At 36.7% G+C, this 15,522-nt stretch carries 14 protein-coding genes and 1 pseudogene; all 15 read left to right on the top strand.

Going from position 1 to position 15,522, the window contains the following annotated elements; translation table 11 throughout:
- The first annotated feature begins 43 nt into the window (after positions 1-43).
- Positions 44-1,858 (top strand): 6-hydroxymethylpterin diphosphokinase MptE-like protein, encoded by a 1,815-nt coding sequence (locus MHH25_RS27765; RefSeq protein WP_340018631.1) that lies wholly within the window; start codon positions 44-46, stop codon positions 1,856-1,858.
- Positions 1,859-1,944: 86 nt separating this feature from the next.
- Positions 1,945-2,319 (top strand): flagellar protein FlaG, encoded by a 375-nt coding sequence (locus MHH25_RS27760; RefSeq protein ID WP_340018630.1) that lies wholly within the window; start codon positions 1,945-1,947, stop codon positions 2,317-2,319.
- 21 nt (positions 2,320-2,340) lie between these two features.
- Complete coding sequence (gene fliD / locus MHH25_RS27755; protein WP_340018629.1) at positions 2,341-4,176, top strand: flagellar filament capping protein FliD; 1,836 nt, start codon at positions 2,341-2,343, stop codon at positions 4,174-4,176.
- 6 nt (positions 4,177-4,182) lie between these two features.
- Complete coding sequence (gene fliS / locus MHH25_RS27750) at positions 4,183-4,584, top strand: flagellar export chaperone FliS (RefSeq protein ID WP_340018628.1); 402 nt, start codon at positions 4,183-4,185, stop codon at positions 4,582-4,584.
- Positions 4,577-4,915, top strand: a complete 339-nt coding sequence (locus MHH25_RS27745; RefSeq protein ID WP_340018627.1) for a hypothetical protein — start codon at positions 4,577-4,579, stop codon at positions 4,913-4,915. Before fliS ends, MHH25_RS27745 begins: the two co-directional genes overlap by 8 nt.
- Positions 4,916-5,064: 149 nt before the next feature.
- Positions 5,065-6,057: an SDR family NAD(P)-dependent oxidoreductase gene (locus MHH25_RS27740; protein ID WP_340018626.1), complete on the top strand. Its 993-nt coding sequence runs from the start codon at positions 5,065-5,067 to the stop codon at positions 6,055-6,057.
- Positions 6,058-6,085: 28 nt separating this feature from the next.
- Positions 6,086-7,024: a GDP-mannose 4,6-dehydratase gene (locus MHH25_RS27735; protein ID WP_340018625.1), complete on the top strand. Its 939-nt coding sequence runs from the start codon at positions 6,086-6,088 to the stop codon at positions 7,022-7,024.
- A gap of 31 nt (positions 7,025-7,055) precedes the next feature.
- Positions 7,056-7,787 carry a glycosyltransferase family protein gene (locus MHH25_RS27730; RefSeq protein WP_340018624.1) on the top strand — a complete coding sequence of 244 codons (732 nt, stop codon included), beginning with the start codon at positions 7,056-7,058 and terminating at the stop codon, positions 7,785-7,787.
- A 21-nt stretch (positions 7,788-7,808) separates the two neighbouring features.
- A complete protein-coding gene (locus tag MHH25_RS27725; protein WP_340018623.1) occupies positions 7,809-8,684 on the top strand; it encodes a sugar nucleotide-binding protein in 876 nt (291 codons plus the stop codon).
- Positions 8,681-9,769, top strand: a complete 1,089-nt coding sequence (locus MHH25_RS27720) for an N-acetylneuraminate synthase family protein (protein WP_340018622.1) — start codon at positions 8,681-8,683, stop codon at positions 9,767-9,769. Before MHH25_RS27725 ends, MHH25_RS27720 begins: the two co-directional genes overlap by 4 nt.
- Positions 9,744-10,292: a GNAT family protein gene (locus tag MHH25_RS27715; RefSeq protein ID WP_340018621.1), complete on the top strand. Its 549-nt coding sequence runs from the start codon at positions 9,744-9,746 to the stop codon at positions 10,290-10,292. The genes MHH25_RS27720 and MHH25_RS27715 overlap by 26 nt, the downstream gene beginning before the upstream one ends.
- Positions 10,293-10,689: 397 nt before the next feature.
- Positions 10,690-11,120, top strand: a pseudogene (tnpA, locus tag MHH25_RS27710) (IS200/IS605 family transposase).
- Between the two features lie 1,227 nt (positions 11,121-12,347).
- Positions 12,348-13,451, top strand: a complete 1,104-nt coding sequence (locus tag MHH25_RS27705; RefSeq protein WP_340018620.1) for a hypothetical protein — start codon at positions 12,348-12,350, stop codon at positions 13,449-13,451.
- A 181-nt stretch (positions 13,452-13,632) separates the two neighbouring features.
- Positions 13,633-13,830, top strand: a complete 198-nt coding sequence (locus MHH25_RS27700; RefSeq protein ID WP_024631599.1) for a cold shock domain-containing protein — start codon at positions 13,633-13,635, stop codon at positions 13,828-13,830.
- Positions 13,831-14,250: 420 nt separating this feature from the next.
- On the top strand, positions 14,251-14,814 hold the full coding sequence (raiA, locus tag MHH25_RS27695) for a ribosome-associated translation inhibitor RaiA (protein ID WP_036667734.1): 564 nt from the start codon (positions 14,251-14,253) through the stop codon (positions 14,812-14,814).
- The last annotated feature ends 708 nt before the right edge of the window (positions 14,815-15,522 follow it).

Here is a 15,522-nt window from a genome sequence, read left to right as displayed (position 1 = left end):
TTTATAATGGGTTATTTTAATATGTAATTAAGGAGAAAATGCAGTGAAATTAATTGAAGAGAATATTAATATTTTGTCTATAAACAATTTGCATTGGATTGGTGAGCCTCAAAATAATGAGATATTTCTTAATCTCTATGAGAAAGATTCGGTTAAGGGAGATTTAATTGAATTGAATAATCAAATTATTTATTTGAAAAATAACTTTGATGATACTCATGTACCAAATGCATTGAAGAAGGAACTCATTTTTGCGATTGGCCTATACTCTGTTTCAGAACTTAAGCGATTAATTCAAACTATGAGCAAAGAGTCTTTTTTGATCATTATAGAACCAAGTTTTTCATTCTTTAATTACGTTTTAAATGAAGAAGATCTTTCTTTCTTTCGATCCTCTAACGTGATTCTTTTTGCTGATGATTTGAGTAACCTGCCTATGTTTTTGGAAAAATTGTTCTCTACTAGTCTGATTTTTTACCTCAAAAATATTAAATTCTACTTCACCACTTATTACAGAAATTTTGATGTCGATTCTTGTACTTCTGTTATTAAACAGATTAAAGAAGTAGCTCAATATAAAACAACATTATATGGGAATTCTGTAGATGATAGTTTAATAGGATTCAGACAGAACATGTTAAATATTAAAAAGCTCGCTCGTTCGAAGGATGTTTCTCAATTAAGAGATTTGTTTAAAGATATGCCTGCTATTGTTGTAGCAGCTGGTCCGTCACTTAATAAAAATATAAAAGAGTTGAAAAAATTTATAGGTAAAGCAGTTATTGTTGCGGTTGATACGATTGCTGAGAGGTTGTGTCAGGAAGGGATCGTACCTGATTTTATCTGCTCAATCGAAAGAGGGGAATTGACCTACTCCTATTTCTATAAGGATAAGTCATATCCATCTGAGGTTACATTAGTTGCACCCTTGCTAGTTTATCCTAAAATATTCGAAGAATTTCAAGGCGAAGTTATTATTCCAATCCGTGATAACGTTGGAGAGTACAACTGGCTTAAACAAATATTAAATCTCACACAAGATAATTCGATTAGCCTTGGACTATCTTGTGCTCATGTTGCTTTTGGACTTGCAGATCATTTAGGGGCTTCACCTATTGTGCTTGTTGGACAAGATCTCGCTTTTGGTAATTCTTCAGCAGAAACTCATGCTAGTAACACTGTATATGATCAAAATCCAATTAATTCAGGCGGTGTGAATACTTCAAAAAAGGTATATACAAAAGGCTATAAAGGCGAAGAGGTTGAAACAACGGAGATTTGGAATGCATTTCGTAATTGGTTTGAAACAGAAACGTATAATAAGCAGTTATTTGTTATTGATGCAACAGAAGGTGGTGCATTAATAAATCATACGGTCCAGATGAGCTTGAATGCCGTACATGAAAAGTATTGTGTTAACAGTTCAAACTTATTAAACGTTCAAAGAGAAATAAAGAAACTCGATCATTATCCTGTTGATGTTAAACAAATTCATATGAGTTTGAAGATCGAATTAGAAAATTTTAAAGATAAAGAAAAGAAGTTCAGAAAACAACTTGTAAATCTCCAAGAACTAATTATTCACAAACGTTCGTCTCAATCTCAACTATTAAAGTCTCTAAAAGTATTGGAAAAGACCGATGTTCTTTTTGGAGAGGTATCAAGCAACTGGCTTTTACGTCATAATTTACAAGCCGTTTTGATTACAAGTGTGTGGAGATTATTTGAGATAGAGCAATTCCTATCAACAGATAATTTAAGCAAGAACAGGGAAATTCAAATCGAATTTGTGAAAACAAGCCTACTTGTTCTCTCGGAAATTATAGCAGTGTTAGAAAACCAATTGGAGATTGAATAAAGGTGAGTATACAAAAATTACCTAATGGAACTTTGAGAATATACCGATAAACATAATAACATTAATTATTGTGGAGGCGGGCATTCATGAATATAGAATTATCATTAACGGCAAATACTACTATAAACAGGCAGCATAACTCTGAATACAATGATCAGCATTCGTTGACTGCACAATCGGCTCCTTCGGTCTCTAACCCCAAAGAATTGAAGACCCCAGTGGTTCAGAATTCTGTAGTGAATGAACAACTTGTTAAGACAATAGAACGGGCAATCAAGTCTTTAGAAGGGCCACAAACTTCGTTGGAAATTAGTGTTCACGAAAAGACACATGATATTATGGTGAAAGTATTGAACAGAGAAACTGGAGAGTTAATTCGTGAGATCCCACCTGAAAAAACGCTAGACTTAGTAGCTAAAATGATGGAAATTGCTGGTATACTTATTGATGAAAAAATCTGAATCTAAGGGGGAAAAGTGATTATGGTGACTCGTATTAATGGTTTTTCAGGTATGGATATAGATAGTCTTGTGAAAAGTATGATGACTGCAAAACGTGCTTCGTACGATAAAATTACCCAAAATAAACAATTGGTAGAATGGAAGCGTGATAGCTATCGGGAGATAAATAGCAAGCTCTATGATTTCCGTTTTAATAAACTAACGGACAAGTATGGTAAGGATTCAGCACTGAACGCGAATAAAGCTGTTGTTACGGGGAATACGGATGCACTTAAAGCAGACGCCACTGCTGATGCGAATGGGATTGATATGAAAGTACAAATATCAAAACTTGCAACAAGTGCTACCGTGCAAACTACAGGTACGGATAAGACTTATAAAGGTACTTCTACTCTTGCAGAAGTTGACGGTGTTAATTTAGCAGGGATGAGTGAAACTGACCGTAAGGATTATCTTGATAAAGGCTTCGATCTAGTCATCAATGGTGTGAGCTTCAAAGATGATAATGGAAAACCATTATTTAATGGTCTTACATCAATTTCAAGTATGATTTCTACAATTAACTCTAATACCAAAGCGAATGTCAATGCAAGTTATGACGAATTAACAGGCCAGTTGATCATCCGTTCCAAGACAAGTGGCCCTGCTGGTAAGGTAGATATCGGAGGTAATACTGGTTCAAATTCTGTTATTAATTTATTTGGTGGTACACCAACTAATAAAACAGTTATCGAGACCAATGGCGTGGGTTCAGGTTTTTTGGGAAGCACTAAATTATCTGACCTGACTGGAGCAACTGAACCTTTTTCTCTCAAAATTAACAATGAAACTTTCAGCTTTGCAGGTTCTAAATCCATCGCTGATGTTATAACAGAAATCTCGGCTCGTACAGGTGCAAATGCAACAGCAAGTTTTGATGAGAAGTCTGGAAAACTAGTCTTAACCTCCAAAGATGGAACTCCAATTAAACTTGGAACCGATACAGGTGATAATACGTTACTGGCGCTGTTTAAAGGTGAGCAAAATTTCAAATCGGGTGAAAATGCAAAATTAAATATTAACGGAATAGATGTTGAGAAAGATAGCAACAACTTCATATTAAATGGAATTACATTCAATTTGCTCTCAACGACCCCATCTGGGGAGACCGTTAATATAACAACTCAGAGAAATCCAGATAATGTTTTGGAAACTATTAAAGGATTCATTGAAGATTATAATTCTTTACTCAGTACATTGAATACCAAAACGAGTGAAGCTAAATATCGTAATTTTTCACCACTTACAGATGAGCAAAAGAAGGAAATGAAAGACGCTGATATTAAAGCCTGGACAGAGAAATCACAAAGTGGTTTGCTGAAAAATGATGATATTTTGACATCCACGGTTTCACAGATGAGGATGATCATCACCGCAAATTTGGGTGATCTTAGTGCTATGGGGATAACAACGGGTAAGTATTATGATGAAGGTAAACTTATACTGGATGAGTCTAAATTGAAGAAGGCCATCTCTGATAATCCTCAAAAAATATTGGACCTATTTCAAGGACCAGTAAGTTCTCCTTCTACGGGAATTTTTGATAAGCTTGCTGAGAAAGTTAGTAGTTCAATCAATATGATCTCTGACCGTGCGGGTACTGACCGTTTTTCCGGTTCAGTCACAGGAGCTTATAAACCTGAGAGTGTTATGGGACGTGAACTAAAGTCATATGATAGCCGTATGGATACAATGCTGAAAAATCTTACTATTGCTGAAAATAGATATTACAAACAATTTACTGCAATGGAACAGGCAATTAGCAAATTAAATTCCCAGTCTTCCAGTTTGTTATCAAGTCTGGGCTCGAATTCATAGTTAGAGGTGAGCGAATTGATTAATTCTCCTTACAATAAATACAAGCAATCAGCAGTCCAAACTTCAACTCCAGCCCAACTTGTTGTTATGCTTTATGATGGTGCTATAAGGTTTATCAAAACTGCGCTCCAGGGCCTGCAGCAACATGATCATGAAAAGACAAGTACCAATCTTGGTAAAGCTCAATCTATTGTCAGTGAATTGATGGGCACGCTTAATTTTGATTATGAAATATCAAAGAATCTGTACTCTCTTTATGAATACACCAACTATCTGCTTATTGAGGCGAATATACGTAAAGATCAACAAAAAATAGAAGAAGCTTTAAGTTATTTAGTTGAGTTACGTGAGACTTGGATTCAGGCCAATAAAATAGCATTAGGTCAAATGGAAACTGCTAATGGATAGTTATATTGACCAATTAAAAGTATTAACCGAGTCATTTCTAGATGATATTGAAACATGTTCTTACGAAGAAGTAGAAGAATTTATTACAAAGAGACAATCCATTGTTGATCTTATTAATATGGCATTATTAAATAAAGAGGTATTTACAGAAGATCAAAAAGATAGGATTAAAAGTGTACTCGAATTGGATCCGGTCATACTCCGGAAAATGGAGTCACTCCGTATTGAAGCTCAGGAATGGTTGTATAATCGTAGGCAAGCGGCAACTCAACGTAGTGCGTATGAATCTAATCTTTCACCCGGCAGCATACTAATGGATCGTAGAAAATAACTAGATATTTATATGTAGTTAACCTCTCAATTGAGGGGTTTTTTTGTTACAAGGATTCACAGAGAAGCATGTTATACCGATAATGATAGTAATGATATAATTCATGAAAAATATAGTGAATTCGCATTAATTTAAGGATGTGCATAAAAATGAAATCAATCTATACTGAAAAAAAGATACTTGTCATAGGTGGTACAGGAACTATTGGAAAACAGTTGGTGCAGCATTTGATCAAACATAAACCTCATGTAATTAGAATTTTCAGTAGAGATGAGCATAAGCAATATGAAATGAATCATGAATTTAGTTCGTTCTCTGATCAACTTCGATTTTTAATCGGAGATGTGAGAGACTTATCCAGACTGATGAGAGCTATGGAGGATATTGATTATGTTTTTCATCTAGCTGCAATGAAGCATGTGCCTTCATGTGAATATAATCCTTTTGAAGCGGTACAAACTAATGTCATTGGAACGCAAAATGTAATTCAAGCTGCAATTTCCAATAATGTGAAGAAAGTATTGTTTACAAGTACAGATAAAGCAATTTCTCCGACCAACACATACGGGGCTACGAAACTTACCGCGGAAAGACTAATCTCTGCTGCAGAATACCAAAAGGGTTCTAAAGATACTATTTTTTCGTCTGTTAGGTTTGGTAATGTTATGGGGTCCAGAGGATCAGTAATTCCACTATTTAAAAAACAAATATTAGACCGAAAGGATGTAACTCTTACAGATCCAGATATGCTGAGATATATGATGACCCCCACTCAGGCTATTAATTTAATTTTAAAAGCAAATGATCTGGCAACAGGGGGAGAAGTCTTTGTGTTGAAAATGCCAACGGTACGAATTGGGGACTTAGCAGAGGCCGTTATTAATGTAGCATCTAAGAATTATAGTATTTCATGGCCAACAAAGATTTTAAACGTTGGACTGCGTCCTGGTGAGAAGCGATTTGAGGAACTTATGACACTGGATGAAAGAATGATAGCTCTAGAAAGCCCGGAAATGTATACTATTCCTTCGAGTTTTCGAAAAAAAACAGAATTGCAAAACAGGGAGGAAACTAAATTAGAGTCAATGCTCGTAAGTAAAGAAACTCTAGAAAAATGGTTAATCGAGGAGAAGCTTATTTAGAATATTTAAACTTAAGGAGATGATATAAATGAAAATTTTATTGACTGGTGGAGCTGGATTTATTGGTAGGTGGGTTGCCTTGAAATTACTTGAAAAAGGACATAAGGTTTGGATTTTGGATGATTTATCTAATGGAAGTGAAGAGAACATAACGCAATTATTAAATTATGAAGGGTTTCAAGAGTTCTTAAGAGGGAGCATTTTAGATGAAGATCTTCTTATATCACTTTTCCAGGAGCATAAATTTGATATTTGTTACCATCTCGGTGCTTCTATTAATGTTCAAGATTCCATAGACGATCCTAAAACTACTTTTAATAATGATACTATTGGAACGTTTAATGTTTTAGAAAGATGTCGTGAAAATAATACTAAAATTGTATTTATGAGTACTTGTATGGTCTATGACCGTTGTGTGAATAAAAATGGAATAAGTGAAAAACACCCGACTAAACCAGCCTCACCTTATGCAGGAGCAAAAGTTGCAGCAGAAAATTTGGTGTTGTCTTATTACTATGCATACAAACTACCTACTGTTGTTATCAGGCCTTTTAATACTTACGGTCCGTATCAAAAAACTGGTGGAGAAGGTGGGGTTGTTGCCATATTTTTAAAAAATCATATCTCTAACAGCCCGCTCTCTATATATGGTGATGGAAATCAAACGCGTGATCTTCTATATGTTGAGGATTGCGCGGAGTTCGTAGTTATGGCTGGTTTTAATGATAAAGCTAATGGACAAATTATAAATGCAGGTTTGGGTAAAGACATTTCTATTAATGATCTTGCTTTTTTGATTACTAATGATAATAAAAGGATTCATCACATTGAACATATTCATCCACAAAGTGAGATTGATAAACTTTTGTGTGATTCTTCAAAAGCTAAAGAACTTCTTGGTTGGGAACCTAAGGTGACTTTACAGGAAGGTTTGGAACGCACTAAAAATTGGTTATTGAAGGGTTGAATTGAATAATTCACATGTGAAAGGAGAAACAATGAACACTGTAGCTATTGTACAGGCAAGAATGGGATCTACACGTCTTCCGGGAAAAGTCTTAAAACCTTTATGTGGGGACAGTGTATTGAGTCGCGTGTTAGAGAGATTAAAAGCTGTTCCTTCAATTGATGCTATTGTTGTTGCAACAACCACATCGATAGAGGATGATCTAATTGTAGAAGAAGCTAAAGCCAACGAAGTCCATATTTATCGTGGTAGCGAAAAAAATGTATTGTCAAGGTATTATGAAGCAGCTGAACTATATGGAGCTGATGGTATTGTAAGGGTGACCTCAGACTGTCCTCTTATAGATCCTGAAATTACAGAGGAAGTAATAAAGACTTTTTATAAAATGGAAGTGGACTACATGAGCAACAAAACTACGCCTACATTTCCTAGAGGTCTTGATATAGAGGTTTTTACAAGAGATGCATTAGAAATTTCATATCGTAATGCTTATAATGATGTCCATACTGAGCATGTCACTCCTTATATATATTTACACCCTGAACAATTTACTATTTCTGAATATAACTCACCCGTAGATTATTCAAGATACCGTTGGACTTTGGATACAGAAGAGGATTACAAGTTAATTACTGAAATATATAATTATCTACATCAGCCCGATAAAATTTTTGGTTGGAGACAAGTAATAGCCTTAATGGAAAGAATACCGGATTTACCATTAATCAATCAACATATTGAACAAAAAAAATTAGGTGAATGAATTATATGTGGAGGCAGTATTTTGAAGTTACTTGTATGTGGCTCAACAGGAATGCTTGGACAAGCACTGGTTAAAGAATTTAACCAACTGCAAATTGAAGTATATACATTGGCTAGAAAACATGCGGATATTAATCTTGATTTTTTAAATGTTGAGGATTTAAAGCAAGCGTTAGAAACGCTTGACCCAGATGTGGTTGTTAATGCAGTAGCCATTGTAGATTTGAAAAAGTGTGAAGAAGATCCGTCGCTTGCGTATTTATTAAATGCAAGACCAGTTGGAGTATTAGCTGAATATGCAAATGTTAATAATAAGTATTTAGTTCAAATTTCGACAGATCACTACTATTGTGATCAAGGAAATGTTGTACACAATGAAATGTCACCAATATCACTTTTGAATGAATATGCAAAAACAAAATTTGCGGGAGAATGTTTTGCACTCACGGCTAGGAATAGTTTAGTAGTAAGGACAAACATTGTAGGTTATCGTAGAGTAGAAGAAAGACCTACTTTTATTGAATGGGTTTTAAAATCCTTGATAAATAAAGATGAAATGATGCTTTTTGACAATGTTTATACCTCAAGTATAGCTGTATCACAATTGGCTCAAATAGTGTATGACTTGATCACAGCCAAAGCTAGAGGGGTCTTTAATGTAGCATCGCGTCAATCCGTTAGTAAAAAGGAATTTGTACAAAGGTTAGCTGAGAAGTTTGAATTAAGTACGGAAAATACTAATGTAAAAAAATTTCAGAACGAAGGTAAACCTTATAGGGCAACTAGTATGGGGCTTGAGGTAAGGAAAGTAGAAAATTTTCTAGGTTATCGAATGCCTGATACTGTAGAGGTTATTGAACGACTATATAAAGATTATTTGGAGGTTAATCACTTTTGAAATATGATAATTCAATTAAAATCAACGATAGAATAATCGATGTGGATTCTCCCGCGTATTTCATCGCTGACATTGCAGCAAATCACGATGGGGACTTGACAAGAGCTAAAGAATTGATTTGGATGGCAAAAGATGCAGGCGCGGATGCTGCAAAATTCCAACATTTTAAAGCTGAAAGTATCGTGAGTGATTATGGGTTTAGAAAGCTAAACGGTTCTTTGAGTCATCAAGCAGATTGGGACAAAACTGTGTTTGAAACATATAAAGAGTACGAGTGTAATCGCGATTGGAACGAGGAACTCGCATTAACTGCAAAAGAGGCAAAGATTGACTTTATGACCACACCATACGATTATGAAGCAATTCGTTTATTAGATCCCTTTATTCCAGCATATAAAATCGGATCAGGGGATATTACATGGATAGATCTTATTGAAGAAATCTCCAAGCAAAACAAACCTGTAATTTTAGCGACGGGTGCTTCCTCTTTCGAAGATGTGGAGAGAGCAGTAGAGGCAGTACTTAAATATACTCGGCAACTGGTGCTTCTGCAGTGCAATACTAACTACACCGCCGATATTGACAATTTAAAGCATATTAATCTTAAGGTGCTTCAACTTTATGCCCTCCGATTTCCGCAATTGATCCTTGGGCTGTCAGATCATACATTGGGGCATGCAACAGTTTTGGGAGCTATAGCTATGGGAGCTAAAGTGATCGAAAAGCATTTTACAGATGATAATGACAGAATTGGACCTGATCATAAGTTCTCTATGAATCCTTCAACATGGAGAGAAATGATCGACAGATCAAAAGAATTAGAAGCTGCTATGGGAGATGGCTTTAAGAGAGTGGAAGATAATGAGAGACATACTGTGATTTTACAGAGACGGTGTTTAAGATTGAAGCATAATTTAAATGCAGGAGATATTCTTAGAGAAGAGGATTTAGAGGCTTTAAGACCTGCTCCTCATAAGGGGATTGAACCTTACAAAATAAATGAAGTATTAGGTAAACGTCTCCTTGTAAATAAAGTTAAGGGTGATGCATTGTCTATGGATGAGTTGGTATATCAAGATGCTTAAAGGTGTTCATGTAGCACTGCGTGCAGTAGAAAGAGAAGATCTTAGTCAATTACTTGAGTGGCGGAATAATCCCAATTTGCGACAGTATTTTCGAGAGTTTCGTGAATTGAGTCAATACAATCAAGAATTATGGTTTGAAAATAAGGTTATTCAAGATCCTAATACAATTATGTTCTCCATTATAGAAATGGAGAACAAAAAACTTTTAGGGGCATGTGGTGTATGTTATATAGACTGGATCAATAGAAGTGCTGATTTTTCTATTTATATTGGTCATCATGATTTGTATATTGATCAAGTTTTTGCACCAGATACAGCACATATTCTTGTGGATTATGCATTTGCAGAATTGAATTTACATCGTTTGTGGTGTGAGGTGTATGAATTCGACATACTGAAAAGAGAAATGCTTGAAAGTATTGGTTTCAAAATAGATGGAAGGCATAGACAAACACACTGGTCTCAAGGAAAATGGTGTGACTCTTTATTCTATAGCTTATTAAAAACTGATTCGTTAATATGAGAATAACATTGACTATTTGTATGTTTCTTTGTCTTACTCTTAGTTGATGTAATCTACAGAGAGTAGTGGGAGAAAGGGCTAATTAAATATAATTTATGAGAGCAATATGCTCTCTTTTTTTTAAGCTCTCCAGACTGAAGTCACTGGAAAACTACCTCTATTTGAAAACACCAAAAATTTAGCGGTTCAAATATGATTCCCAAAACGCGAAACGAGCCTTAGAAGCGATTCTATAGGCTCATTTTTTTATCGTTTTTTTATAAGAAACTTTTTCAGAGCTCTCGTCCGACAGGGGGTTCTGTGAAGCTTATAGCTATAAATAGTTCACCTTTTGACATTCATGATAAAATGAGTGCCGGTCTGCCAACCGCACGGATGAAACAAAGTAGGGAGCAAGATGGACAAAAGCAGTCTAGTACATGCGAAATTGAACTGCATATACCATATTGTATTTGCGCCTAAATATCCAAGACAAGTGATCTATGGGAAGTTCAAAAGGGAAATTGGGAAGATCTTTAGATAGCTATGTAAGAGGAAAGATATAGAAATATTGGAGGCGGAAGTTTGTGTCGATCACATATACAAACTGGTGAATATTTCGCCAAAAATGAGTGTTTTGGAATTCATGGGTTATCGAAAGGGAAAAGTTTGCTAATGATTATCGATATGTTTGCCGATCTGAAATATCGATATGGCAATTGACAGTTTTGGTACAGAGGATATTACGTGGACACGGTAGGAAGAAACAAGAAAGTGATCGCCGAATACATTCGGAATCAGCTAGCGGAGGATAAGAACTACCGACCGTTGATCATGAAAGAACTATAGGACCGTAGCCAGTACGATGCCCTATAGGGCTGTGGAGGTCACCGGCTAAGCCAGTGGTTATTACCCGATTAATAGCAATTTTGTGTAATTTCTAAACCGATTGTGAAACAAGTTGTGAAAGTTCCTCTTGTGGGGAATTTGTGAGCGGTTCTCTAGCCCCAGCATTTTAGTGGTCTGTGAGTTAATTAGATCCAGTGAACGGGCGAATTTTTTATATTTAATTTGAGCTAGATCGGTAACTTTAGTAAAAATTCTTGAAGTAACCCAATCGAAGTTTCATTCGCACCGCGTTGCCAAGATGAATAGGGATTTGTGAATTAAATGAGCGAGTATAGGTTGTTTCCAGTTGCCATAGCAAGCAAAATTCTTTCCTTGGTCAGCGGTAAATCTGAGGACGGTACCTCCGAGATACTGGCTGGTTACACAAGGGAATTCACTCAGAGCCATGTATGTCTTAGCATAATCGAATGCAGCAAGATTGAAACCCCGCAAGCTAGCCAAAGTTCATGAGTCGTCGCAGCCCTGTCATACTGAGCAAGCCCATGACACTTATTAGGAGCTCCGAAGGCTTCTGTCTCTCCCGATAAATGATCAGGTGAAATGGCTTTTTTCTTAGGGGGAAAGTTCAAGGCAACGTGGCCTCCAGAGAAAATCACATAACAAGCACCTACGGCCGGCTTTCGTTCTCCTTTAAAACGATCTATCGAAGGATCCCACGATGGGCAGTCAAGAAACGTTACAGACTCCCTGACACAAAGGAAAGCACCAGAAACCCACAGTAACTCGCGGTAATTCGCCATTGGCAGATCGTTTTCGGATCGTTCCAGAGAATTTCGTCCTCATGAAACGTTTGGTACTGAGAACTGGACAGGGTCATATCGGGTCGCACAAAGAAAGGGCAAAATACGTATCAACGTTGTTTGAACGCAAAACACGCTAGTAAAGGGCTATTCTCATGACAGATCATTGGTTGTTGGGGTGACTTCATTTTTACACTAATCCGCTTATGTGCCCTATTTACAGTAGGTGTGGCACTTCATATTACAACCCTTCAATTCATTGATTTACTATTTAAAATAGATGATTATAAAGAAAATATAATAACTAATTACACATTAAGGAAGGAAATTCAATATAAATACATAATATATTATATATACCTTTATAATTTACCTAACTAGTGTTTTCTCTGGTACTTATAAGGAAAAAAAGAAGAGAGGTAGAACGATGAGAAGAATACGATTGATGACAGCAAGTTGTTTATTAAGTATTAGTTTACTGAGTGGATTAGTTAGCAGTACTGTACTAGCTGAGAATAAGGAAGGATCTGTAGAAAAAGTCCAAATTGAACTGCCAACGAATTTTGAAAAGTCAGTTTTAACAGATTCAACTTCAACACAAGGATTGATTAGAGGAAAGACTATCCAAGTTAGTCGACCTGAGTTTTCAATTATGTCGAATTTTAATGTTACTGGTGATCTGATGAGCTTTAATGACAGTTTATCTGCAGCAGATCCATCAGACTTTTGGTTTTTTAGTGTCCCTTCGAATCGTAGTATACTAACTCAAATTAGATCTACTAACTCTAATTATAGAGTTGATCTGTATTCAATTGATTGGAGTACTGGAACAGCAACGCCGACTCCATTTGGAGGAAAAGCAGGTGAGATCAAATTTGCAACAGATTTGGGAGCAGGGGATTGGGGGCTTCGTGTAACATCTACAGGTACTGTAGGTGATAGTTATAGTATTCATGCTAATATGGCTAATCCCTCAGTCATTCCTGACCCCAATAATCCAGCCAAAACAGCGAAGCTCACTTCGTATTCTGAAAATCTGATATCGGCTGTTATGGAGTATCCCAACGGAGATATCACTGTCAATGGTTTAAAGGTTGGGAACACGTCTTCTGTTTCCAATATAAATGCTCATCTTAATTGGTATAGAACATATACTTTTAGTAATAGTGGCGCACATTCATCGTTGAATCATGATATTTCGGACGTGAAAATTAAAAGTGTGACTATCCCATTTAAATATACATCTCAATATGTGAATTCAGACAATGCTGTTTTTATTGTTCTAGATAAAGAGACATTGTTTACTTCCTTCCGGTCTGAATTTGTTTCTGGTGTGGGAAGCTGGAGTACTTTTGATGATGTATCGGGTAGAAAGACACCTCGAAGATTGGACGAAATTGATATGGCGGGCGATCCAGATCTCTTGGTGTATGATTTGGATAAAAAGAAGGTTATAGACTTTGCAAGTAGTTTGAACTATTGGTATGCTAAAGGATTAGAACCATTTCCAACGGCGGTTTATTACAAATAACCTGACATATAAATAATATCCCACCTCTCAACACAATCCCCAATTAATCTACAAAAAATTCCAAGAAAACATTTACTTTTCCAATTGACAATGGATAACTTTGGATGGTATTATCTGAATTGTGGGCAGAGGTTAAGGCCGAAAGCTTCACTTCATTTGATGACGAAGGGAATGTTAGTGCATGCAAGGTAAAGTAAAATGGTTCAACGCAGAAAAAGGTTACGGTTTCATTGAGACTGAAGACGGCGGCGACGTATTCGTACATTTCTCCGCAATTCAATCCGAAGGATTCAAAACTTTGGAAGAAGGTCAATCCGTAGAATTCGACATCGTCGAAGGCGCGCGTGGACCGCAAGCAGCTAACGTAATCAAATTATAATCATCCGGACAATCCGACCTACATATATGGTTAGATGGTTACCAAATTGAATTATCGCTAGCATCAGACTCCGGCGTTTCCGGGGTCTTTTTTTGTTTTAATAGATTCGAGATTTGAGAATCATCCGAGGAACAATATTCTAGTGGATTCAAGAGATTTAAGAGATAGATTGAAGTTCATTTTACATATTAGATTGAGCAGGCTCAAAAACGGTTAAATACGTCATCAAGCGCCTAATAAGACATACCAAGTAATTATTCGATTATGGCTGAATATGATGAAATATCGCGAAATATGGCGTTATGCCTACGTTGGCAGATGTGGCTTGAACAGATGTCATTATTCGGTCACCTGGAGTTTTTACATGGCGCTTACATTCGTGTTATAATGAAGTGGCAAAGGAAAAAGGAGGAGTGCCCTATGAATTTAAGTATTCGAGGTCAACAAATCGAGGTTACTGATGCTTTGAAGGATTATGTCGACAAAAAGTTGAGTAGACTCGAGAAGTATTTCGATGCACCCCTTAACTCTGACGGTGCTGTTACATTGAGCACGACGAGAGGTTTGCATACGGTAGAGGTGACGATCCCTTTGAAAGGCATTGTGCTCCGCGCCGAGGATGAGAGCGACGATATGTACGCATCCATTGACTCCGTAGTGGACAAGCTGGAACGTCAGATCCGCAAACACAAAACAAAAATTAACCGTAAGTTCCGCCAGGAAGGTAGCCTGAAAACACTCTTCGTTGAAGATCCAACAGGTACTGTAGCTACTGCTGAACTGGATACGGATACGGATGACGATGATTTTGAAGTCGTACGGACGAAACGCTTTATGTTGAAACCAATGGACGTGGAAGAGGCCATCCTCCAAATGAACATGGTTGGTCACAATTTCTTCGTATTCTCCAACATTGACAGTGAAGAAGTTAGCGTTGTTTACAAACGGAACGATGGTAAGTACGGATTGATCGAACAAGGTTAATCTTAACGTACAGGATCATCGGAACGGACATGCGTATGAATATCTAATAATAATGAAGACAGGGACTGTAGTTTCCTGAATTAGACTTAACAAGAGCTTCCATCCCTTAGGGGATGGGGCTCTTTTGTGCGTAGAGAAGCTGGGAAATGATCTTTGGAAATAAAATGGTGAAACTATTCCCTATGCTGCTGCGTCTAATAGATAGTAAGAAGAAGCACAAACTGTAAAAGTTTACTGCCAGATTCCGATGCTTACGAAAATATTCGTATACCTACATTCGAGAACTGGATATTGAGATTTCCATCCAAATTTACCATCAAAATTCGTTGACAGAGCTGTCTATCCTGCAAAACGAAACATGACAATCGGACGCTTCCGCTAACGACTATGATTTTTTGCACTTAAACTCGGTTTGATATGTCTCAGAAGTTCAAAGAAGTGTGCCGTGGCGTGTTGCGGCGGCTCTTACAAACTGTTACAATTTATGCAAAGAGAATCATTGTCCTGATGAGGAATTGTCAACGAATGATCGCTAATCATAATCAATGACAGGCACAGCACCATGAACATGATTCGCAAGGCTCGGGCTTCGGCTACTTTTTAATAACCGAATCCGTTTGAATACCGAATCAGCTTCATGAGGAACCCTTGGCAAGCCTGGAGTTGATTCATCATATTACTTATTAGCATATGATTTGAATTTGATTT

The organism is Paenibacillus sp. FSL H3-0457 (assembly GCF_037981725.1).
In the GTDB taxonomy this organism is placed as follows: domain Bacteria; phylum Bacillota; class Bacilli; order Paenibacillales; family Paenibacillaceae; genus Paenibacillus; species Paenibacillus amylolyticus.
Note: the sequence above shows the minus strand (reverse complement) of the source record. Positions and strands in the feature narration are given on the sequence as shown.

Bases quoted from the DNA above. Each gene is read 5' to 3' on its own strand.
- MHH25_RS27715 (WP_340018621.1), top strand. From the start codon at position 9,744: ATGAGTTGGTATATCAAGATGCTTAAAGGTGTTCATGTAGCACTGCGT.
- MHH25_RS27745 (WP_340018627.1), top strand. From the start codon at position 4,577: ATGGATAGTTATATTGACCAATTAAAAGTATTAACCGAGTCATTTCTA.
- MHH25_RS27730 (WP_340018624.1), top strand. From the start codon at position 7,056: ATGAACACTGTAGCTATTGTACAGGCAAGAATGGGATCTACACGTCTT.
- MHH25_RS27740 (WP_340018626.1), top strand. From the start codon at position 5,065: ATGAAATCAATCTATACTGAAAAAAAGATACTTGTCATAGGTGGTACA.
- MHH25_RS27735 (WP_340018625.1), top strand. From the start codon at position 6,086: ATGAAAATTTTATTGACTGGTGGAGCTGGATTTATTGGTAGGTGGGTT.
- fliD (WP_340018629.1), top strand. From the start codon at position 2,341: ATGGTGACTCGTATTAATGGTTTTTCAGGTATGGATATAGATAGTCTT.
- MHH25_RS27760 (WP_340018630.1), top strand. From the start codon at position 1,945: ATGAATATAGAATTATCATTAACGGCAAATACTACTATAAACAGGCAG.
- MHH25_RS27705 (WP_340018620.1), top strand. From the start codon at position 12,348: ATGAGAAGAATACGATTGATGACAGCAAGTTGTTTATTAAGTATTAGT.
- MHH25_RS27700 (WP_024631599.1), top strand. From the start codon at position 13,633: ATGCAAGGTAAAGTAAAATGGTTCAACGCAGAAAAAGGTTACGGTTTC.
- raiA (WP_036667734.1), top strand. From the start codon at position 14,251: ATGAATTTAAGTATTCGAGGTCAACAAATCGAGGTTACTGATGCTTTG.